This window comes from Streptomyces sp. NPDC000878 (assembly GCF_053599695.1).
The window spans coordinates 215,339-236,585 of the sequence record NZ_JBSFMT010000002.1 but is presented as its reverse complement, the minus strand read 5'-3'; the positions used below and the strand labels follow the sequence as shown (position 1 = coordinate 236,585).

Genomic DNA, 21,247 nt, shown 5'->3' with positions numbered 1-21,247 from the left:
CGCCGCAAGCTCCGGGGCCCCGGCGCCTCCCCCCAACCTCAAGTGAGGCAGTGCTCCCATCGCAGTGGAGGTTTCCCCTCTGTTCCACGCAAGTGGCTCTCCGTGGTGACCTCTTCGCCGCCAATCCAGTAAGTGTGGGCGCGCTCGCTGATGTGGACCCGCACCGTGCTGATGTCAGGTTGGCCCACATCCCGCCAAGCCACGAGCGCCTGCTCGACGTCGTCCCAAAGGCCGACAGGACCGCCCTGGCGGACCATCCAGCCAGAGGCTTCCTCCGTGAAGGCCGCGAAGGACTCCCGCTCGGGATCGAAGAGGTACAGCAACTGAGCACCATCACTGCTCGTTGCGCGGACGAACTGAGCGCCTGGTGCGGCAAGTTGGGCAAGGAAGGCTGGCATCCACTCGTCCAACACACGCGGCGGCACCTTCGTACGGCGTTCAGTGTCCGGGTACGCCGTACGGGCCGACAAGTCCCCCGCCAGCGGTGTGGCGGCCTGCGAGCGGGCCTGCATGAAGGATGAGCGGCCGATGATTCGTCCCGTCGCCGAGCCGTCCTCGTTCACGGTGACCTTGGCCAGGCCGGTGCCGTAGGGCCAGGATCCGACCGTGGCGAGGATGATTCCGCCGGGCTTGGTCTGGCGGACCCAGGTGTAGGGGATGCGGCGTACGGCGCAGGTCGCGATGATCCGGTCGTACGGAGCACGGGCCGGGTGGCCGAGGAGGCCATCGCCGGTCACCGTCCAGGTGGAGTAGCCGGCCTCTTCGAGGGCCGCGTCCGCGCGGGCGGCGACCTGCGGGTCGACCTCGACCGTGGTGACGTTGTCCTCGCCAAGGCGGTGGCACATCAACGCGGTGGAGTAACCGGTGCCGGTGCCGATCTCCAGAACCATGTGACCGTCTTGCGTGTTCAGGTCCTCAAGCATGCCGACCACGGTCACGGGTGTGGTGGAGGAGGATGTGGGGACCCCTGTGACGGGCCCGGCGGCTTGGTCGGCGGTCAGGTGGCCGTCGAGTTGCGTGGCGAGCGACTGATCGTCATAGGCGATCTCCAGCCACTCCTTCGGGTCCGCGCCGATGGCGGTCACCGGGCGCCAGTATCCGGCCTCGGACGGGAGGAACACCCCCGGATTGAGGAACAGTTCACGGGGGACAGCTTCGACCGCGGCTCGCCATTCCGGGCTCTTGAGAGCCCCGGCCGACTCCAACTGGTCGGCGAGCGTCCGTCGCTGCGGGGCGCTATGGGGCAAGGACATCGACGTCTCCTTGAACGAGCAGATCAGCGAACGCAGCTGCCATCTCCAGCCCTGTTCTCTCCTCCAACCATCCCCACTGGCCGTTGGGGTTCAGCTCCAGCCAGTGGAGTTCGCCGGCGTGGTCGACGGCGAGATCGAAGGAACCTGAGGCGAGTCCGAAATGGTCGAGGTACGCGAACAGGCTTTTCTCCAGGTGGTCCGGCAGGTCCACCACGCTGTAGGTGAGCGCACTGTAGTCCCGGCGCCAGTCCAGGAGGCCGGAGTCGATCCGGACGGCGAACACGCGCCGTCCGACGATCAGCACCCTCAGGTCCGCGGCCTTGTCCACACGCGCCTGGAACAGGTGTGGGGTGACTCTGAGGGTGTCATCCAGCTCTTCGGCCTGGACCGGCTCCGCCCATGATGTGAGGCCGACGCCGTCTCGTTGGTACGGGGTCCATCGCAGCGCTTTGCAGATCACCTGGCCATGGTCCCGGATGAAACGGCGAGCCTCGGCCGGGTCGTTCGTCACGAGTGTCGGTGGCACCACGAGGCCCATCCGGTGGGCGAGCGCGAGTTGCGCGGGCTTGTAGTCAGCGGCAGCGTTCCTGAGCGGGTGGTTGACCCACAGGCAGTTTCGTAAGGCGTGGAGGGTGCCGCCGAGTCCGTAGCGAACTTGGGCAGCTGACCACTCCGCGTCGGCATCCGGAAGATGGCCAAACCCGGGCCAGACTGGCCGGCGCCAGTACACGGCTCGTACGCGCTCAAGGTCCACGGTCCTCGACCGGGTGCGGAGTTGACCTGCCATCGGGGTCGGGGTCGGACCGACGCCGAACCGTGCCGAGATCGTCAGGTCCGTGCCGATGTCCGCCGGGTCGAAGCGAACCACGGGCACGCTCAGGCGGTTGAGGTGGGTGATCACCATGTCGGTGGTGACGTCGCTCGCCTCGGTGACCACCAGCACGGGCTTTTCCTCCGTCATGGCTGTCAGTCCTGCTGACTGTCCTGGTCGTGGCCCTGGTCGGGCTGCGAGTCAAGGTTGGTGGCGGTGGACGTGGCTGTCGCGGAACTGGTGCCGTGCTTGCCCATCTCCACCACCTCACCCCGGTGGTCGCGGAATACACCGGTCTGCGTCGAGGGGTCGATCGTGACCGTCGCGAACGGCAGCTCCATCGTTGCCGGATAGGGAGCCAATCGGCTGACACCCCAGGGGCGGACGAGGGTGAGCTGATCCGGGGCAGTGTTCGCAGCCATGTTCTTCTCCTTCTACGCCAGCTCCACGCCAGTTCCACGCCTGGCAGTCGCGATCGATTCGTGACAGTCAGTGAACATCGGAGTCCGTGAGGAACGGCATGAAAAACAGCACTCGCTCCGTCCGCGCGGGACCGGAAAAACTGGCTCGCCCTTTACCCGCGCCAGGATGAGGAGAAGGACACGCCACTACCGTGGGCGCTGTGGCGGCCAATGAGCAGCTCAGGAAACGCATGCGTGAACTCGACCTCACCCAGGAAGAGTTGGCGGAGGCAATGAACGCTGCGATCGCGCAGGTGACCGGCAGGTACGGCACGGTCTCCGTCCGTACGATCCACAACCTCGTAGCCGGGAATACTCGGTGGCCGCAGGCCAAACAGCGCCTGGCGTTGGAGGCAGTATTCGGGTGTGGCGCGGTCGAGCTGGGGTTCGCCCCTCATGCTCGATCCTTAGCCGGCCACCCGACGCCCGCCAGCACTCAGCGACACGAGGAGGAGCCCGTGCTCCGCCGGATATTCCTCACGACCAGCGGCTCCGCCACCATCGCCCCCTTCTTCTCTCCCCCTGCTGTGAGCAGCTCGGGACGGATGGGCCAGTCGGACGTGAACCGGCTCGCCGCCCAGTTCGCGCTGATCGTCGCCAACGACAACACCACCGGCGGGACGCGGGAGGCCGAACAGACCGCGCTCGCCTGGTCCCGGCGCGCGATGCACCTCCAGAAAACGCGACCGGCTTCCCAACGCGTACGTGGCCAGTTGTACGGTCTCGCCTCGGCCTTCAGCGGTTCCGCGCTGTGGGCCGCCATCGACGGCGGGCGCCTGGATCAGGCCCAGCGGCATCTGAACGAGGCCGTCGCCCTCGCCGGCCTCTCGGGCGACCCCGCCATGCAATTCCGTGTCTGGGGCCATGCGGGCGCGTTGTACCGGCACCTGGGCCAATACGCCAGCGCCCTCACAGCCGCCGAGGCGGCAAAGCGGACCCGGACCGCTCGCGATCCGCTCTACGCATCGCTCGTACACGCACGCACCGCCGCCTACCACGCCGATCTGCGCGACCGCCAAGCCGCCCTGCGCTGCCTGGGCCACGCCGAGGCAGCGCTCGATCGGGCGGACGCAGACGCCCCACGCCCGACATGGCTGCGGTTCTACGACTCGGCCGAGTTCCATCTCCTGGCCCTCATCACAACCACCACGCTCGGGTTGTGGGAAGAAGCGGAGGCACACGCCCACCACACACTCGCGAGGCTGCGGCCCGATATGAAGCGCAATCGGGCCCTCGCCCACGCCTACCTCGCGCACGATCAACTCGGCCAGCGTGAACCGGAACTCGCCGTCGCCACAGCACACAAGATCCCCGCCCAGGCACGTCACGGACGCACCGCACGCCTGCTGGACTCCTTCGGGCAGCGCCTGCATGCACTCGCCCCCGACGCCCCCGCCACCCGAGAATGGTTCGAAAAGGAGCTTCTGTGAGCCTGGAGCTGCGGCATTACACCGATGTCGAGCCCGTGCGACAAGCAATCGTGGACATCCACGTCGAGGTCCGTCAGCGCGACCTGGGCCTCACCGGTTCCTTCTACTCCGCCGAACGCTTCAACGAGCGCCTGACAGGGCACAGTTCGGCCCCTGGTTGGGAAGCGGTCATCGCGTACGACGGGACCGAGCCCGCAGGGTTCGCGTACGTCACTCCGCTCGGCCCCAACACCCGCTGGTGGCAGGCCATGACCGCCCCGCTGCCCGACGGGTACACGACCGAGACAGGCAAGCGCACCCTGGCGCTGAACGAGATCGTGGTCCGGCGGCCGTGGCGCGGCACGGGCCTCGCGCAGCGCATCCATGAGGAACTCCTGGCCGACAGACAAGAAGACCGCGTCACGCTGCTGGTCAACCCGAAGGCGGGAGACGGCAAGGTCCAAGCTGTCTACGGGCGTTGGGGGTACGAGGAGATCGGCGAACAGCAACCGTTCGCCGACTCCCCCGTGTTCGCCTCGATGACACGTGATCCACTGCACCGCGCATGACGTTTGCCGGTGTGAGGTATGCCGTACGACGTCGAGCCGTTCTTCGCCCGCGGTCAACACCTGGAGGAATCAAACGATGACGAGTTCGATCCCGTGGCAGCAGCGCCTGTCCACCGGCACGGAACACGTCCAGAACGAAGTCGTCAGCCTCTACCAGCAAACGCGGCACAGCAAGGCCTACGTACCCGCCATGATCTGGGGCACCCTCCAGACCGAGGCGTACGCGACCGTGATCCTCCGTAAGGTCGTCGACTTCCTCGACATCCCCGACGATGTGCCCGCGGGCGTCGCCAAGCGCATGGAGCGTCAGCAGGTGCTGTACGACGGTGAGCACCGCTACGACGTGATCCTCGGTGAGCAGGCGCTGTACACGTACGTCGGGGGGCCTGAGGTGATGCGTGGACAGCTCGAACGCCTTCTCCGCGAGATCGACCTTCCCTCCCTCACCCTCGGCATCCTCCCCGCCAGCGCCGACGTCGGCATGGTCCCCACGCACGGCTTCAACATGTACGACGACAGCCGAGCCCACTACGAACTCGTCTCCACCGGCGTGGACATCACCGACCCGGCCGAACTCGCCCTGCACAACAAGGCGTTCGGCCTTCTCAGCAGCGCCGCCTATTACGGAGACAATGCCAAGGAGCTGATCGAGAAGGCGCTGGCCTTCTGGAACGTTGGTTGACGGATGGTTCGTTGTCGGCCCTGAAGGGGGTGTACGTCGGCGCCTGCCGCTCGGGCGCCTTCCCCGACCCCGCACCCGCCCCCTCAGCGATCCCGGCCGCCCCCAGCCGCTCGTACCCAGGTCCATACACGCGCCCAGCGCTGCGAGCCGTCCCCCCGGAGATGGATCACCCGGGTGTAGTGAAGCCCCAGCCCCACCGCCGACACCCCGGTGTTCCGCACCCGGTAGACCAGATTCGCGGCGATCACGGCGCTGAGGACCGTCAGCAGGAAGCCGTCGTTTCCCGCGCCCTCGGAGTCCGTGGTGATCCCGTAGACGGTCATGGCCGCGAAGGGGACCGTGGCCACGGCGGACATCCAGGCCAGCCCGCGAAAGAACTGTTGGCGCCGCAGCGTCTCCCCGGCGTCGAGGACACGGATGGTGACGTTCTGGCTGGGCCAGGTCTGCCTCACCTGTTCCGGGCGCTCTTGATGCTCATTGACCCGGTTGCCTTCCGGGCTGATTGTCGGCCCGGGGCAAGGTCGGACAGGTCTCGCTGCCAGTCGTCGAGGTCCTGTTGGAAGAGGTACGTGGCCCGCGTTTCATCTCGTCGCGAGTGCACAACACGCACCAACCTATGATCCGTACGCCCCGCCCCACCCGGAAGGCCCCCAATGCCCGCCCCCAGCCTCCTAGCCGTCTTCGCCCACCCCGACGACGAGTCCCTGTTCTCCGGCGGCACCCTCGCCCGCCACGCAACCTCCGGAGCCCGCACCGCAGTAGTCACCGCCACCTGGGCCCCAACCACCCCCCGCGCCGCCGAGCTAGCCGAAGCCCTCCGCCTCCTCGGCGCCGGCGCACCCCGGATGCTCGGCTACGCCGACTCCCGTGTCCCGCAGTCCGCCCCGGGCAGCGCGCGCTTCCTCGACGCGCCGCTCGACGAGGCGGTGGGTCAAGTGGTCGCGCATATCCGGGAGTTCCGGCCGGAGATCGTGGTCACCCATGACGCGTACGGCGGACTGACCGGTCACGAGGATCATGTGCACACGCACCGGGTGACCCTGATCGCCGTCCACGCGGCCGGACTTGAGCGGCTCTACCCGGGCGCCGGTGAGCCCTGGCAGCCGAGCGCCCTGTACCTGGCCACGCACCCGCACTCCGCCACGGCCGCGTGGGGCGGACATCTGGCCCCCACCGGCAAGGCCATGCTCACCGTGCCGGACGAGACGGTCACCGCGACCGTTGACGTCAGGCCCTGGCTGGAGCGGAAGGTCGCCGCGGTGCTGGTCCACCGTACGGAGGTGGAACGGGGAGCGGCCCCCGGGCTGATCGCCGGGCTCTCCGCCGCCGAACGGGAACTGCTGCTGTCCACCGAGTGGTACATCCGCCACGACCCTGTCTCCGCAGTGGCGGCACAGACAGGGCTCGTGGTCTGAGTAGTTCTGAGTAGTACCGGGGGCCGTGACTGTCGTGATCCGCGAACCGGTGACGCGCCGGTCAGGGGTCAGGTGGACGTGAGGGGACGGACAGTGGTTTTCGGGGCAGGCGAGGGGGCGGGGACGGCGCCGTGGCGGCGTTGGCGGCGGCTGTACTCGGTGATGGCCTGCCACAGGTCGCGTCGGTCCACGTCGGGCCAGTAGCCGGGGGTGAAGTACAGCTCTGCGTAGGTGGCGTGCCAGGGAAGGAAGTTGGAGGTGCGCTGTTCGTTGCCGGTGCGCCACAACAGGTCGACGTCCGGCATGTCGGGGTGGGGCAGATGGCGGGCGAAGTCGTCCTCGCCGATGAGGTGGGGGTCTACTTCACCTTCTCGGGCTGCCTGGGCGAGTGCCGCGGCGGTCCGGGTGATCTCGTCGCGGCCTCCGTAGTTGATGCACACGGTGAGCGTCATACCGGTGCGGGCGCGGGTGCGGCGCTCTTGGCGCATGAGGGCTTGGACGAGGTCCTCGGGCAGTCTGCCGGGCTGTCCCGACCAGCGCTGGCGTACGTCGAGGTCACGGATGGGGCCCTCGTCGAGTTCGCTTTGGAACGCGTCCAGGATCACCGCGATTTCCTCTGTGCCGCGTTTCCAGTTCTCGGTGGAGAACGCGTAGAGGGTGAGGTTGCGCAGGCCGATGTCCATAGCGCCGTAGACGGTTTCGCGCAGGGCGAGGATGCCGGCGCGGTGGCCCTCGGAGCGGGACAGGCCGCGCTGCTCGGCCCAGCGGCCGTTGCCGTCCATGATGACCGCCAGGTGGGAGGGCATCCGGTCGGCGGCGATCTGCGGGGGCCGGGCGCCGCTGGGGTGCGGTGGCGGGGGCCGGAGTCCGGTGTCGTCGGCGGCCGGGCTCGGACCCCTCGGGGCCATCGGCGCCATCGGGGTCATCGCGGGTGGTCGGGGACCCGGCACGGTCAGGGGGGTCAGGCTCCAGGCCATGGCCGAACGGAGGCGGGCGGGGGCCAGCACGCGGGCGCGGGCCACGACGGAGGGGCGCGGGGCGCGTTTCAGCAGGGCGGGGCCGGCCGCGTCGATGACGTCGAGTTGGGCGCGCATCAGGTCTGCCGCCGTGTCGAGCACGATGGCGGCGCCCGGGTGCATTCCTCTCGTCATGGCGGGCCTGGTCAACCATCGGCGGGCCAGAGCCGTCAGCTCGGCGGTCAAGGCCGCTACGGCCGGGCTCCAACGGCCATGGGTCAGGTCCGATTCGGCGCCGGGGAAGGAGTCCAGGGCCTCCTGTGGCAGGAGCAGATGTCCCTGGACGAGGTCGGCACTCAGGTCGGTGAGGATGTCGGTGAGCTGGGCGCCGTCGATGAAGTGGTTGTAATCGGCTTGCCGGTCCAGCCGTAGCGTCATCGGCGCGCCGGCCTGCTCGAACAGCTGCCGTACCTGGTCGACCCAGGGCACCAGTCCCTCGCTGCACCAGGCCCGCCACGCAACCCAGTCGGGGAGACGCAGACCGCGGGCGTCGTCTCGCGTCACGGCCATCGCGCCTTGCAGGCTGGTCAGGTCCAGACGCCACCGCCCCGCCGTGTCCACCAAGGCGTACCGGATCGGATCAGTGCTCGTGCCCGCCGCCAGGTCGTGCTTCAGCGCCCTGGTCCACGCCTCGACACGGGCCGCGCGCTCGGCCGGCCCCACATCTGGTTGGTCCGCCAGGTCGTCGAGGACACTGGCAGCCGTCCACAACGCCCAGCACGCCGGGCGCAGGATGGCCGGCATGAGCTGGATGAGGGCGTGGATCGCGGGATCGTGCGCTCGTGTGGTGCGGCGACACAGCCGGTACGCCGCACGCAGGACGGGGTCTTCGCCCATCAGTGCACGGGTGGTGGCTCGGCCGCGCCGCACGTGCGTGGCCGTGTCGAGGGGTGCGGGGGTGGGCCGCGGTTTCGTGCGCATCTCGGGACGTGGACCTCAGGGACGTCAGGGTGTTTCCGTGTCGGACACCGAAGCCGATGGCGCGGCGGTTCGACGCGGCGCGGGAAGGGGGAAGCCGCCGTTTCCCGGCTCGGGATCAGGAGGCTGTGTCTTGACGGGCAGGGTGCTGCGGGTGCTGCGGCGAAAGCCCACCAGGGCGATCAGGGCCGCTCCCGCGAACCAGGCGAGCTGGATGGCCAGATGGCACGGCACCGGGCTGGTGGAGAATCCCGCCGCCGTGCTGGCCTGCATGGCTCCGTAGGAGGGCAGGTAGCGCATGACCGGGTTGTCGGCCCCGGAACTCGTGACCGGGTTCTGCAGCGCGAGGTCGATGATGCTGGTCATCACGATGGCGAACATGCCCTCGACCTCTCGGCGCAGCACCGAGCCGAAGCCGACGCCGAGGGCGCCGTAGGTGAGCCCGGCGCAAAACAGCGCGGCGGCGAGCAGCAGCGGCTGCCGGGGTGTCCACGCCAGGCAGGTGACCGCGGTGGCGTAGGCGGCGACCGCAGCCGAGATCAGAGCCAGTGCGGTGACCTTGGCCAGGACGAGGTGGGCGCGGGGAAAGCCGGCCATCGCCAGTCGGCGGTCGAAGCGGTTGCCGGAGAAGGTTGCGGCGAACATCATGAAACCGGTGATCAGGGTGACCGCGTTGAGCGCGCCGCTGATCTCGGTCAGTTCGTTGCCGTGGGGCGCCAGCGTCTCCCCGGTGGCGCGCAGCCGCATGGGTGCCGGGGTGTCGGGCATCGCCAGGTAGGCCAGGGTCGTCCACAGGGGGACGAACAGGGTCACGAGGACCATGGCGAACCGGTTGCGGCTGTGTTCGGTCAGTGCGAATCCGGTGGCGAGAGCGAACCGGGTCAGGTGAAACCTCACGTGGCCACCGCCTGGTCCGGGCGGAGTACCCCGGCGTCCAGACGCCACAACTCGTCCAGGCGCTCGGTGTCGTACGCCAGGTGGGAGACGACCAGGACCGAACGTCCCGCATCACGCAGCCGCACGGCGAGATCCCAGAATCGCTGGTAGGTGTCCCAGTCGAACCCCTGATACGGCTCGTCCAGCAACAGCACTTGAGGATCGTGCATCAGCGCCAGCGTCACGTTCAGCTTCTGCCGCGTCCCGCCGCTGAGAATCCCTGCCCGCTCATCGGCGTAACCGGCGAACCCCAGCACGTCCATGACCTGCTCGGCATACCGCAGATCGGTCAGACGGTAGGCCCTCTGGAAGAACCTCAAGTGCTGGCGGACAGTCAGCGCGTCGTTGAGGACCACGTGCTGCGGGCAGTAACCGAACCGACCACCATGACGGACCGTGCCGCGTGAGGGCCGCAACTCACCGGAAAGGATCTTCAGCAGAGTTGATTTACCGGCGCCGTTCTCCCCGACGATCCCACACAGCGTTCCTGCCCGAAGCCGTATGTCGATGCCCCGCAGGACCACACGCCGACGGTAGGCGTGATGCACATCCCTGACCTCCACGCCCGCCTCCCCCGTACAACCGGACCAACCACGACCGGGTTTCCCAACGACCATGGCGCGGAGAAGATACGGGCCGGAGATACGAGCCCCATGTCAACGGTTCGACGTCGGTGTGCCAGGACAGGTCCTGGTGGACGACAGGTCCTGGTGGACGATGATCAGCGGTCCCGCCTCGACCGACACGTCCGCGCCGGCCATGACGAAGAAACCGAATCCCGCGCCGGAGAACTCGTCGTGCAGGGAATCCCTGGTTCCAGGGTGCGCGCATCTCTATGAGGTCGCCAGTTGCCGGTTGTCCGGGCCTTGATGACAGCTGAGGTTGCGGGTCGGGCCCGTTGGAGGAAGCTGGAAGTACGGGGAACATGAGGGAACTGCGGGGGTGGTTTCGAGTCGCTGGTCCCTTTCTCTCCCCCTTTCCTTGCCCCTTCCGGAGGTCCCGGATGACCACGCTGCGACTGGCCACGTTCAATGTCGAGAACCTCTTCGCGCGCTGGCGCTTCAAGGACGGCGTGAATCCCGCGGACGCAAACAAGCGGGGCTGGATGGTCGATCGGACTCAATTCGCCGAGCTGGGTCAGGACGAAAAGGCCATCACCGGAGCCGCGTTGCGCGAGGTCGGCGCGGACGTGCTCGCGCTCCAGGAAGTGGAGAACGTGGACACGCTCAAGCCACTTCCGCGCGCGTTCGCTCGGTGCGGCGTATCCGTACGTCGCCGGGGTGGACGGTAACGACCCGCGGCTGATCGATGTGGCCGTACTCTCCAGGTTCCCGATCACCCACATCCGCTCCCACCAGCACTTCCTGGACCCTGCCAGCCCTACGACGGCGCTGTTCTCCCGGGACTGTCTCGAAGTCGACGTGGAGGTCGGGGCGGGCGCCTCGAAAAGGACGGTGACGCTCTACGTCAACCACTTCAAGTCGATGAGTGGTGGCCGGAGACAGACCCGCGAGAAGCGAGTACAGCAGGCCGCGAAAGTCAGGGAGCTCGTCACCGAGCGCTTCGGTCCCACCCCGGGCGACAGTCCGTTCGTGATCCTGGGAGATCTCAACGACTACATGGAGACGAACGCGGAAGGAAGCCCGGCCATAGGCGATCTGGTCGACTGGGACCAGGTGGAGAACGTCGTGACCCGACTGCCCACGGACGAGCAGTGGACCCACTTCTGGGCCGAAGAAGACGAATACCGGCAGCTGGACTACCTGTTGCCGTCGGCCTCGCTCGCCGCCGCGACCGTCGCGGTCCCCGAAATCTTCCGCCAGGGACTGCCACTACGGGCGGTCAAATACACGGGACCGCACCTCATAGGCGTGGGAAAGGACAAGCCCAAGGCTTCCGACCACTGTCCGGTCGTCTTCGAGCTCGAGGTCGCGTGAGGACTCAAGTCTCCTTGACCTGGTCGTAGCGGCCCAAGAAGCGCGGCGTCCCGTTCCGCACACGGTGGAGGAAGAGCCCGCCGACCCAGTGGAACTCGCCGACCGGTGCGTCGAATTCGATGGTCTTGGCGAGCCCCTTGTACGTGGTCGCCCGGAGTCTGCGCACCATGGCGCCCCGCTCGGCGGCCTCGGCGTCGCCCAGCTCGCGCAGGCCCTGGGCGACGAAGAGCAGCGCGTCGTACGCCTCCAGCGCGAAGTGCTCTACGGCGCGTACCGCGAAGCGCTTCCTGTACGTCGTCACGAAGCTGGACGCGGCGGGCAGTGCGGTCGGGTCGACGTAGGTCGTGGCGATCACCCAGCCCTCGGCCGCCGGGCCCGCCTCCGTGAGGAACGCGGCCCCCAGGACGGGTTCCGGCGCCATGCACGTACCCCGGAAGCCGGCCTGTCGCAGCTCGCGGGCGCAGCGGGCGGCCCGGCTCGGTGAGATCCCGCCGTACACCACGGCCTCCGCCCCGGAGGCGAGCACGGCGGCGGCGACCGGGCCGAAGTCCTCGCTGTCCGCGGGGACGACATGGGTCGTGGTCGTGCCCTCGGAGGGTGGGTACGTGGCCAGGTCCTTGACGATCTGCCAGCTGACGCGGCTTGCCGCCCTGTCGTCGACGAGGGCGGTCCTGCGGCTCTTCTCGGTGTGGGTGAGGTAGTGGATGAAGGCCGTCGACAGAGAAGCCTCGTCGGGTCTGAGCTGGAAGAACGCGCGGGTGGCGGTCTTCGAGTACACGTTGACGCCGGAGGAGACGGTCACGTAGGGCAGCAGGGCCTTCTCGTAGGGGGCGGTGGCGGCCTCGGACGAGGCGTTGCCGGTCGGGCCGATGACGACGAGCACGTCGCGGTCCGCGACGAACCTGCCGGCCACCTCCACGGCCCGCTTCGCCTGTCCCGCGTCGTCGAGGACCTTCAGGGCCAGGTCGAAGGTACGGCCGTCACGAGGGCGGGAGTTGACGTGCTCCACGGCCAGCCGCGCGCCCCGCTCCTGGGCCCGGCCGATCGCCTTGTCCGCTCCGGACAGGTCCGCGTGCAGCCCGATGACGTACTGGGGCAGGGGTCCGGAGCCTGTCGAGGCGGCACCGCCCGACGCCGGTCTTGAGGCGGCCCAGGCAGCGAGTCCGCCGCCGGTCAGGGCAACTCCGGCCGCCGAGCCCAGGGTCAGCAGGCGGCGCCGGGAGAGCGTGGGCTGCTCCGGCGGCTGTACGAGCGTGGCCGGCCCGGGGTCGGGCAGGGCCAGGACAGCGGCCGAGCGTTCCGCGATCAGCCGGGGCAGCGCGGGCGGCAGCCAGGCATCCTCCCTGTCGTCCTCTCCGGCATCCTCCCAGCCGTCCTCCCGAGAGCCTTCGCGCGCGCTCTCCCGAGAGCTTTCCCCCACGCTCCCCCGAGAGCCTTCCTGCGCGCTCCCCCGTTCGCTCCCCTGTCCACCCGCACCACCCGCACCGGCCCCACCGGCACCACCGGCACCACCGCCACCACCGCCACCCGCCCCACCACCCACACCCGCCAGCGCATCCCGTACCTCCCGCGCCGTCGGCCTCGCTCCCGGGTCCTTGGCAAGGCAGCCCGTGAGCAGTGGGACCAGCGTCCACGGCGCGGCGTCGAGGTCCGGTTCCTCGTGGACCGTGCGGAAGATGACGGCCGCCGCCGTGCCCGTGCCGAACGGGCGGCGGCCGGTCGCCGCGTACGCCAGGACGCAGCCCAGCGAGAAGACGTCGCTCGGCGGGCCGATGTCGCCGGACCGTGCCTGCGCCTGCTCAGGTGAGAGGTAGCCGGGCGAGCCGATCACCACGTCGGTCGCGGTCAGCGCGGTGGCCGTGGTGGAGCGCGCGATGCCGAAGTCGATCAGCCGGGGGCCGTCCAGGGCGAGCAGGACGTTGTGCGGCTTGACGTCCCGGTGCACCAGGCCCGCCGCGTGCACCTCGGTGAGCGCCTCGGCGAGGCGGGCGCCCAGGGCTCGTACCGTACGTTCCGGCAGCGGCCCGTGCAGCGTGACGGCCTCGGCGAGCGAGGGGCCGGGGACGAAGCCGGTCGCCAGCCAGGGCTCGTGGGCCTCCGGTTCCGCCGCCGTGACCGGGACGACCCAGCGCCCGGTGAGTCCGCCCGCCGCCTCGGCCTCGCGGCGGAACCGGGTGCGGAAGTCGGGGTCGGCCGCGTACTCGGCGCGGATCACCTTCAGCGCGACCAGCGCCCCGCCCGTCGAGCGGGCCAGGTAGACCACGCCCATACCGCCCGCGCCGAGCCGGCCGAGCAGCCGGTGGCCGCCGACGGAGGGCGGGTCGCCCGGCTTGAGCGGGTGCACTCCTACGTGGCTCTCCGAGTGCATCCCGCTCACCGCTACAGCTCTTTGGGGGCTTCGCCGACGAAGCGGAACCGGCCGCCCTCGACCCGGTGCAGGAAGATTCCCCAGCCGGTGAACTGGCCGTCCGCCGGCCTGAAGGTGAACTGCTTGGTGATGCCCTGGTAGCTGCTCTTGCGCAGCAGGCCCACCAACTCCTTGCGGCCCGGCGGCCGTCCGCGCCTCGTGGCCTTCACCAGCTCCTGGAGGACCAGGTTGACGGTGTCGTACGCCTCGGCGGCGTAGTAGCCGGGCGCGGCACCGTAGCGCTTGCGGAAAGCGGCGGTGAAAGCCGCCGCCGCGGGCACGGCGGTGGGGTCGACGAAGGAGGAGCACAGCACCCACCCCTCGGCCGCGTCCCCCGCCAGCTCCAGGAAGGCCGGGTCGATCACGGCCTGCGAGGCGATCCGCGGGCTGTCGAACCCGGCCGCCGACAGTTCCAGGGCCGCCCGGGCCGCGCCCTGGGCGTAGCCGGCGTAGGCGAAGGAGCCGATCCCGGCGCGCAGCATGTCGGCGATGACGGGTCCCAGGTCGTCCGTGCCCGCCGGGATCACCCGGGGGTAGGCCGGCCGGCTCATCTCGCGCAGCATCCAGGCGGTGATCGTGGCGGTCTCCTGGGCGTACGTGCTCCCGGTGCGGTCCTGGAGCAGCCCGGGGCGCCGCGTGTCCGTCTGCCGCAGGAGGTGGATGCTGATCGGGAGGGCGACGGCCGCGTCACTGGGGCGGCACTGGAGGAAGGACCGGTACTCCTCACTGGCCAGGGTCAGTTCTCCGGCCGAGACAGAGAGCAGCGGCAGCAGTGCCTCGTCGTACGTGCCGAGGACCGCCTGGGCCGTCGCGCTGCTGGTCGGGCCGAGCACGGCGAGCACGTCGGCGTCCCCGATCAGCTTCTTGGCGGCGGCCGGCGCCCGCTCCGCGCTGCCGCCGTCGTCGGCGGTCTTGAGGGTCAGCTCGAAGGGCTTGTTCCTACGGGAGTTGAACTGCTCGACCGCCAGCCGCGCGCCCCGCTCCTGCGCCTGCCCCACCGTCTTCTGCGCCCCGCTCAGATCCGCCTGTACGCCGAGGGCCCAGCGGCGGGCCGCCGGTGCGGCCGGGTCGTCCTCGTCGCGCAGGGCGGCCCAGGCCGCGGCCCCGCCCGCCGCCAGGAGCACCGCCGCGCCGGAGGCCAGGAGCAGCCGCCGGCGGCCGGGCGACGCCGGCGCCGTGTCGTCCGGTGCGTCGACGACGGTCGGCTCGATGTCGGGGAGCGCCAGCATCTCGGCCGAACGCTCGGCGATCACCTGTACGACGTCCTCGGGCAGCCAGTCGAGCTGCCCGCCCTCGGGGATCGCGTCCTCGACCAGCAGGACCGTGCCGATCTGCTCGGCCGTCGGACGGTCCGCCGGGTCCTTCGCCAGGCAGAGGCGCAGCAGCGTCAGCAACTCGACGCCCGCTGTGCCTTCCCCGGATTCCCCGGATTCCCCGCCTTCCCCGCTTACCTCGGATTCCTCGGCTTCGATGCCCGCGAGGTCGGGTTCGTCGTGGACCGTGCGGTAGAGCAGGGCGTCGACCGTGCCGGTGCCGAACGGCGGACGGCCGCTCGCCGCGTACGCCAGCAGACAGCCCAGCGAGAAGACGTCGCTCGGCGGGCCCACCTCCGCGCCGCGTGCCTCGGCCTGTTCGGGGGAGAGGAAACCGGGCGTGCCGACGACCATGTCGGCGGAGGTGATCGCGGTCTCGTCGGTCGCGCGGGCGATCCCGAAGTCGATCAGGCGCGGACCGTCCACGGCCAGCAGGACGTTGGCGGGCTTGACGTCGCGGTGGACAAGGCCGGCGGCATGCACCTCGCGCAGTGCGGCGGCGAGCATGCGGCCCAGGACGCGCACGCTCCGGGCGGGCAGCGGACCGTGCCGGGCGACCGCCTCCTCCAGCGAGGGGCCCGGCACGAAGGCGGTGGCCAGCCAGGGCGCCGCCGCGTCCGGGTCGGCGCCGGTGACCGGTACCGCCCAGGGGCTGCTGACCCGGCGGGCCGTCTCGACCTCACGGCGGAACCGGGCTCGGAAGTCCGGATCGTCCGCGTACTCGGCCTGGATGACCTTGACGGCGGTCAGTGTCCCGGCCTCCGTACGGCCGAGGTAGACCACGCCCATGCCGCCGGCACCGAGCCGGGCCAGCAGCCGGTGTCCGCCGATCGAGGAGGGGTCGGTGGGGAGCAGCGGGACGCTCATTCCGGCGCCTCCAGTCCGTCCTCGGCGAGGCTCAGCATCCGGGTCACTCCCTGAGTCAGCGCGGCGTCGACCTCTGCGTCGGTCCGGCCCTCGGCGCCCCTGCCGACGCCGGCCACGGTGACCTGGCCCACGCGGCTCTGCACCCAGTGGTAGTAGAGGGGGCCGCCGAGTTCGTCGCTGAAGTACTTGCCGTATTCCGCGAGCGTGTCCTCGGAGGTGAAGTTGTTCCGCAGGCCGTAGTCCGTCCCCTGGGAGCTCAGTTCGGTGATCCGCTCGCCCTGGCGGAGCTGCTGGTCGGGGCAGCGCAGCGCTTCTTCGAGGGTCCCGGCCATCTCCCAGTCGGCGTCCGTCTCGGCCCGGTGCACGGTGACGACCGCGGCGACACGGATCGGGCCCTTGCCGTCCTCGGCGGGCAGTTCGCTGTAGCGGGTGAGGGTGGCGAGCACCGTCTCGGGCAGCCGCTCGCGCTGCCAGACGCAGTTCACGTCGAGCGCGGGCCGGAAGGCGGGGTCACTCTCGTACGGGTCGCGCTTCACGAAGCCGGGGCCCCAGTTGACGGGCGCCGCGGCGACGGCGCGGGCCAGGCGCAGGGCCTCCGCGCGGGTCTTCGGCACGCGGTCGGGGTCGGGGGTGAAGCCCAGACCTGTGGTGGCGGAGGTGGGAGTCGGGGCCGGGCTGGAACGTGTGCCGCTGCTCGCAGCCGCGCCCTCGGAACCGGCGGGCTTGGCGGAATCAGCGGAATCGGCGGTCCCGCCCCCTCCCGTTCCTGAACAACCGGCCAGTAACAGGCCGGTGGCCAGTAAGACGCCGCAGCACCGCCGCGCAGGTCTTCGGATCACCGTCAACGCCCCCACTCCGCAACCGTGTTGCCCCCGCGTGGAGCGTAGCGACTATGCCTCCGGCGCACTACGAAATGGCCGCCTCCCGTTGACGGATTGCCCGTCTCTCCTCCCGCCAACGCCCCCACGCGAGCCCGAACCCCACCCCGGCGATCAGCGCCGGCACGGTCAACTCCGTTGCCAGTGAGGCCACCCAGTCCGGGTTCATCCGTCGCGTCAGACCGCTGGTGAACCGGCAGGTCGCCTGCGGTGGAAGGAAGCTGTACGACAGAGTCGTCGGCGGGTTGTACTTCCAGTCCGCGCCCGCCGCGCAGGCCGACGACGGGCCCGCGAGCAGCTTCCAGCCGGCCAGTGCGTAGAACATCAGGAACGCCGAGCCGGTCACGAAGAAGGCCACCGCTGTACGGCGCAACTTCGCGGCCCTGGACACCGGCATCACCAGAGCGCCGCCGAGCCGTGGCTCGAACCACTCCGCGACCAGGGCCACGAGCAGGCAGACGACCAGGACCAGCATGCTGAGCCACAACAGCCCGCCGAGGACGAACCCGCCCCCGATGGACGTCACGTCCCCGTGCTCGAACTCGCAGATCGTGGCCGGGGGAAAGGCCCGGTTCCGGATGTCCCCCAGCTTGCCCGGGCCCGTCACCAACCCCTGCGCGCACTGCTCGTCGAACTCCAGCATGCCGAACAGCGCCAGCGCCGAGCCGACCACCACCGCGCCGAACGAGATCCCGGCCGCGATCCACAGGCCGCCCGTCCGGTAGCCGCCGTACGTGCGCGTGTTTGACATTCGCGCACAGTAACGGAGCGCGGGGCCGGTGGGTCAGAAGCCCCGGTGCACTCCGTCCTGGTCGACAGCCGCCGCGAACTCCCAGAAGTCCATGTTCGCGATCGACAGGTTGTTCTCGATGCCCCACAGCTCGCTCGCCACGACCCGGAGACAACGCCCGTACTCCTGCCGCAGATCCACGACGAGAAGGGGGAACTCCCGCGAGGCCAGGGCCGGCGCGTCCGCCAGGACGAGGATCGGGTGCTCGTACGCGGCCGGGAGCGCGGCGAGCGCCTCCTCCGTCGTCAGTCCGGCGAACCGCTGGTCGGTGACGAGTTCGACGTACGGCAGGAAGTCGTCCTCGCTCGGTGTGGCGAGGGCCTGGCCCAGGGCCTCCCACTCGGTGTCGCCGGAGAAGTCGGTACGCAGCACCAACGTGCCTGCGGTGCACGGCAGTTGTTCGGTCATCCGCGCAGAGTACTGCCGCTGCGGAGGTGTGGACCGAGGCGCGTCGCCGCTACAGTCCGCCCATGAAGGCAGCCGTGCGTGACCGGTACGGACCCCCGGACGTCGTCCGGATCGTCGAGATGGACAAGCCCTCGGTCGGAGATCACGACCTCCTGGTGAGGGTGCACGCGACGACCGTCAACCGGACCGACTGCGCCTACCGCGCCGCCCGGCCCTTCTTCATGCGCGCGCTCACCGGGCTCACCCGGCCGCGGCTCACCGTGCTCGGCACGGAGTACGCGGGCGTGGTGGAGGCGGTCGGCGGCGGCGTCCTGTCCTTCGCCGTCGGTGACCGGGTGTTCGGGTACAACGAGGGCCCGTTCGGAACCCATGCCGAGTACGTGTCCGTTCCGCACGACGGGGCCGTCGCGACCATGCCGGGCGGCATGACCTTCGAGGAGGCCGCTCCCGGTACCGAGGGCGCGCACTACGCGCTGGCGTTCGTCAGGAAGTCGGGCGTCGGGGCCGGGCACGACGTCCTCGTGTACGGGGCGACCGGCGGTATCGGCTCGGCGGCGGTGCAGTTGCTGAAGCAGCGCGGGGCAACCGTGACCGCGGTGTGCGACACGGCGCATCTGGAGCTGGTGAAGGGGCTCGGCGCGGACCGGGTCGTCGACCGCACCGCCCGGGACTTCACCCGGGACGAGCAGCGCTACGACGTGGTGCTCGACGCCGTCGGCAAGAGTACGTTCGGGCGCTGCAGGCGGCTGTTGAAGCCTGGCGGGGCGTATTCGTCCTCGGAGTTGGGCCCCTGGGGCCAGAACCTGCTCCTGCCGCTCGTCACACCGCTGTTCCGGGGGCGGAAGGTGCTGTTCCCCTTCCCCGTGGAGGGTCAGGAGATGGTGCGGTTCCTCCGGGAGCTGATGGCGGCCGGGGAGTTCAGGCCTGTCATCGACCGGCGGTACCCGCTGGAGCGGATCGCCGACGCCTACCGGTACGTCGAGACCGGCCAGAAGATCGGGAACGTGGTCATCACCGTCGTACCGCCGGACTGACCTGAACCGACCTCGGCTGCAGCCCCAACTGGCCTCAACCGAGTGCAGAAGAGCCCAGTCCGGCGTAGCGGAAGCCCCTGCCGGTTCAGCCCGTGTGGACCTTCAGTGCTGTCCGGACAGCGGATTCGAGTGCGCCTTCGATCCAGGCGGGCTTGATGGAGGTGTGGCAGCCCGCGAAGTGCAGCGGCCCCTCGGAGGTCGGGACGTCGGGGAACAGTTCCGCGTGCTGGCCGGGGAAGAGGACGGAAGCCTCACCGTAGGCGTAGTGGTCGCGCATCCAGGACTGTGTCCTGCACTTGTTGGTGAAGAAGACCTCGCACCGGCGGCCGAAGACGGCCTGGATCCCGGCGAGCGCGCGCAGATACCGCTCCTCGTCGGCGAACGCGTCCCACTTGAGGGCGTCGTCCGCCCAGCTGTAGGAGGCGAGCATGACTCCTCCGTCGCTGCCCTCCATGGGGCTCGCGTGTTCGAAGTACATGAAGCGGTTGGCGTTGTCGCTCACGGATCCGCCGCCACGGACATGCGCGGCCTCCGGTTCGCCGCTCACGCCGGGCCCGGGCCGGAAGACGGTGAAGCACTCCTTGAGTCCGCCGGGGATCGTCACGCCCAGGTTCTTCACGGACGCGTGCGCGCCTAGGTGCCTGGCGTCCCTGACCCCGCCCGCCCGGTACTTGTCGTAGAGATTGCCCTCGATGGAGTTCAGCGCCTCCCGCCACTGCTCCTCGGTGAACTCCCACCAGCGCTGGGAGAACTCCACCAGCACCTTGGTCGCGGCGTCGTAGTGCAGCTCCGTGACGGCCCGGCGCTTGCCGTAGGAGAGCGGCGGGTCGAAGGTCACGTGGCGCAGTCCGGAGAAGGGGACTGTGACGATCGCCTCGTCGCCCTCGAAGACCTCGGTGGCACCCCCCTCGCCGGTCTGGCACTCCTCCGACACGGTGTGCACCCTCACCTTGCCGCCGTCGCGTTCGATGCGTACGGCGCGCCGGTCGAGCCTGACCTTTCCCTTCACCGGCGCGTACAGCGCGTCGGCAAGCACCGCTGTGCCGCCCTTGAGCTCCCAGAACTTGGTGCTCGGGGCGATCAGCACGCTGGAGAGGAAGCTGTGCACGAAGGAGAGGTGCAGCCGCGAGGTCAGGTTCTGGATCGTGCCGATGAGGTCGACGGTCCTGGTGTCGAGCCCGGCGACCTCGGTGAGATACCGGTACATGGACCAGTGACCGTACTTCTTCAGGACCGTGATCCACCCGTTGACGAGGGCGGTTCCTTCCTTGTCCTGGACCAGCCGACGTGCGGGTGCGAGGGCCTCGGTGAGGATGGCGGAGGCGGTCTTCGTGCGGTTGGGGCCGGTGACGCCGAAGGTGTCGTTGATCTTTTCGGGGTTCTTCTCGTAGTCGGCGCGGCGCATGTGCACGCCGTTGACATGGATCCAGGTGCGGTTGGCCTTCCGCTCCGGGTTGTCGACGTCCACGTCCACCAGATAGAACTCCTGGCGCGCGAGGTCGAACTTCTTGATCAGCGCCATGAGGAGCGGGTGGCTGTCGGGCAGCCGCATGGCCCCGGCCTCGGCGTACTGCCTGGGGTCGGCGAACGGCTGCTCGCCGTTCTCGTGGCCGCCCTTGCGGAAGGTCTTGATGCGCCCGCCGACGCGATTGCCGTTGGCCTCGATCACGACGACCTCGTGGCCCGCCCGGTTGAGCAGGTCGGCCGCGAGCAGGCCGGCCGGTCCGGCGCCGATGACCAGCACGCGTTTCGTGGCCTTCGCCCGCCCGGCGGGCAGGCCGTTCTCGATGGCCCTGAGGTATGCGGGGACAAGGGAGTTGTCGTGCTCGTCGTAGACGGCGATGGCGCGGGCGACCGTCCGGTACGCCTGGTGGTCGATGCCGGGCGGCGCCGTGGCCGGTGCCGTGGCCGGTGCCGTGGCCGGTGCCGTCGAGGGTGCGGTGGCAGGACTCAGCGCGGTCGCGGGCGCGGCGGAGGCGACGGCGAGCCCGGCGGCGAGCGCCGAGGCACCGGTCGCCGTGACCACGGCGCGGCGCGAGGGTGGGGAGGCGGGTGAAGCACTCGGAGCGAGCTGCTCTTCACTCTGCTGTGTGCTCAGGTTCTGTGTGCTCATCACGTTTCACTCTTGGCGCATGGGCCGTGC

At 69.8% G+C, this 21,247-nt stretch carries 20 protein-coding genes; 7 read left to right on the top strand and 13 right to left on the bottom strand.

The genetic code is table 11. From position 1 onward, the window contains the following. Positions 1-38 precede the first annotated feature (38 nt). Genes tgmC through tgmA form a run of 3 tightly spaced genes read right to left on the bottom strand, consistent with a single transcriptional unit; the run spans position 39 to position 2,486 of the window. Complete coding sequence (gene tgmC / locus ACWDR4_RS02795; protein WP_450403000.1) at positions 39-1,253, bottom strand: ATP-grasp peptide maturase system methyltransferase; 1,215 nt, start codon at positions 1,251-1,253, stop codon at positions 39-41. After that, the gene (gene tgmB, locus ACWDR4_RS02790; RefSeq protein WP_450402997.1) at positions 1,237-2,214 is read right to left on the bottom strand and encodes an ATP-grasp ribosomal peptide maturase; all 978 of its coding nucleotides are present in this window, start codon (positions 2,212-2,214) and stop codon (positions 1,237-1,239) included. The genes tgmC and tgmB overlap by 17 nt, the downstream gene beginning before the upstream one ends. Before the next feature lie 5 nt (positions 2,215-2,219). Then, positions 2,220-2,486 carry a putative ATP-grasp-modified RiPP gene (gene tgmA, locus ACWDR4_RS02785; protein WP_450402994.1) on the bottom strand — a complete coding sequence of 89 codons (267 nt, stop codon included), beginning with the start codon at positions 2,484-2,486 and terminating at the stop codon, positions 2,220-2,222. A gap of 200 nt (positions 2,487-2,686) precedes the next feature. Between tgmA and ACWDR4_RS02780 the strand changes: the two genes are divergently transcribed. The 3 genes from ACWDR4_RS02780 to ACWDR4_RS02770 all read left to right on the top strand — a co-directional run bounded on the left by ACWDR4_RS02780 (position 2,687) and on the right by ACWDR4_RS02770 (position 5,185). After that, positions 2,687-3,955: a helix-turn-helix domain-containing protein gene (locus ACWDR4_RS02780; RefSeq protein ID WP_450402991.1), complete on the top strand. Its 1,269-nt coding sequence runs from the start codon at positions 2,687-2,689 to the stop codon at positions 3,953-3,955. After that, on the top strand, positions 3,952-4,503 hold the full coding sequence (locus ACWDR4_RS02775; protein ID WP_450402989.1) for an N-acetyltransferase: 552 nt from the start codon (positions 3,952-3,954) through the stop codon (positions 4,501-4,503). Before ACWDR4_RS02780 ends, ACWDR4_RS02775 begins: the two co-directional genes overlap by 4 nt. 76 nt (positions 4,504-4,579) lie before the next feature. Continuing rightward, positions 4,580-5,185, top strand: a complete 606-nt coding sequence (locus ACWDR4_RS02770; RefSeq protein ID WP_450402987.1) for a DUF5753 domain-containing protein — start codon at positions 4,580-4,582, stop codon at positions 5,183-5,185. A gap of 83 nt (positions 5,186-5,268) precedes the next feature. Here the strand turns inward: ACWDR4_RS02770 and ACWDR4_RS02765 are convergent, their stop codons facing one another. After that, the gene (locus tag ACWDR4_RS02765; protein ID WP_450402985.1) at positions 5,269-5,637 is read right to left on the bottom strand and encodes a hypothetical protein; all 369 of its coding nucleotides are present in this window, start codon (positions 5,635-5,637) and stop codon (positions 5,269-5,271) included. Positions 5,638-5,838: 201 nt separating this feature from the next. Between ACWDR4_RS02765 and ACWDR4_RS02760 the strand changes: the two genes are divergently transcribed. Then, positions 5,839-6,600, top strand: a complete 762-nt coding sequence (locus tag ACWDR4_RS02760; protein ID WP_450402983.1) for a PIG-L deacetylase family protein — start codon at positions 5,839-5,841, stop codon at positions 6,598-6,600. Between the two features lie 68 nt (positions 6,601-6,668). On the opposite strand, the gene uppS is transcribed toward ACWDR4_RS02760, so the two are convergent. Genes uppS through ACWDR4_RS02745 form a run of 3 tightly spaced genes read right to left on the bottom strand, consistent with a single transcriptional unit; the run spans position 6,669 to position 10,033 of the window. Then, the gene (gene uppS, locus ACWDR4_RS02755) at positions 6,669-8,537 is read right to left on the bottom strand and encodes a polyprenyl diphosphate synthase (RefSeq protein WP_450402980.1); all 1,869 of its coding nucleotides are present in this window, start codon (positions 8,535-8,537) and stop codon (positions 6,669-6,671) included. A 24-nt stretch (positions 8,538-8,561) separates the two neighbouring features. Beyond that, positions 8,562-9,431 (bottom strand): ABC transporter permease, encoded by an 870-nt coding sequence (locus tag ACWDR4_RS02750; protein ID WP_450402978.1) that lies wholly within the window; start codon positions 9,429-9,431, stop codon positions 8,562-8,564. Then, entirely contained in the window at positions 9,428-10,033 is a 606-nt protein-coding gene (locus tag ACWDR4_RS02745; RefSeq protein ID WP_450402976.1) for an ABC transporter ATP-binding protein, read from the bottom strand. The genes ACWDR4_RS02750 and ACWDR4_RS02745 overlap by 4 nt, the downstream gene beginning before the upstream one ends. A 440-nt stretch (positions 10,034-10,473) precedes the next feature. Here ACWDR4_RS02745 and ACWDR4_RS02740 point away from each other — a divergent pair, with 440 nt between their 5' ends. After that, positions 10,474-10,761, top strand: a complete 288-nt coding sequence (locus tag ACWDR4_RS02740) for a hypothetical protein (protein WP_450402974.1) — start codon at positions 10,474-10,476, stop codon at positions 10,759-10,761. Then, on the top strand, positions 10,751-11,407 hold the full coding sequence (locus ACWDR4_RS02735; RefSeq protein WP_450402972.1) for an endonuclease/exonuclease/phosphatase family protein: 657 nt from the start codon (positions 10,751-10,753) through the stop codon (positions 11,405-11,407). Before ACWDR4_RS02740 ends, ACWDR4_RS02735 begins: the two co-directional genes overlap by 11 nt. A gap of 4 nt (positions 11,408-11,411) precedes the next feature. Here ACWDR4_RS02735 and ACWDR4_RS02730 read toward each other — a convergent pair whose 3' ends face one another. The 5 genes from ACWDR4_RS02730 to ACWDR4_RS02710 form a co-directional block, all read right to left on the bottom strand. Beyond that, positions 11,412-13,751 carry a bifunctional serine/threonine-protein kinase/ABC transporter substrate-binding protein gene (locus ACWDR4_RS02730; RefSeq protein WP_450403349.1) on the bottom strand — a complete coding sequence of 780 codons (2,340 nt, stop codon included), beginning with the start codon at positions 13,749-13,751 and terminating at the stop codon, positions 11,412-11,414. Between the two features lie 35 nt (positions 13,752-13,786). After that, entirely contained in the window at positions 13,787-15,994 is a 2,208-nt protein-coding gene (locus tag ACWDR4_RS02725; RefSeq protein ID WP_450402969.1) for a bifunctional serine/threonine-protein kinase/ABC transporter substrate-binding protein, read from the bottom strand. Next, complete coding sequence (locus tag ACWDR4_RS02720) at positions 15,991-16,608, bottom strand: hypothetical protein (RefSeq protein WP_450402967.1); 618 nt, start codon at positions 16,606-16,608, stop codon at positions 15,991-15,993. The genes ACWDR4_RS02725 and ACWDR4_RS02720 overlap by 4 nt, the downstream gene beginning before the upstream one ends. A gap of 292 nt (positions 16,609-16,900) precedes the next feature. Next, positions 16,901-17,623 (bottom strand): hypothetical protein, encoded by a 723-nt coding sequence (locus ACWDR4_RS02715; RefSeq protein WP_450402965.1) that lies wholly within the window; start codon positions 17,621-17,623, stop codon positions 16,901-16,903. 33 nt (positions 17,624-17,656) lie between these two features. Beyond that, positions 17,657-18,070, bottom strand: a complete 414-nt coding sequence (locus ACWDR4_RS02710; protein ID WP_450402963.1) for a DUF6924 domain-containing protein — start codon at positions 18,068-18,070, stop codon at positions 17,657-17,659. A gap of 62 nt (positions 18,071-18,132) precedes the next feature. On the opposite strand from ACWDR4_RS02710, the gene ACWDR4_RS02705 reads away from it, so the two are divergent. Next, entirely contained in the window at positions 18,133-19,104 is a 972-nt protein-coding gene (locus ACWDR4_RS02705) for an NAD(P)-dependent alcohol dehydrogenase (protein WP_450402961.1), read from the top strand. 85 nt (positions 19,105-19,189) lie between these two features. Here ACWDR4_RS02705 and ACWDR4_RS02700 read toward each other — a convergent pair whose 3' ends face one another. Beyond that, positions 19,190-21,217 (bottom strand): flavin monoamine oxidase family protein, encoded by a 2,028-nt coding sequence (locus ACWDR4_RS02700; RefSeq protein WP_450402958.1) that lies wholly within the window; start codon positions 21,215-21,217, stop codon positions 19,190-19,192. Positions 21,218-21,247 lie beyond the last annotated feature (30 nt).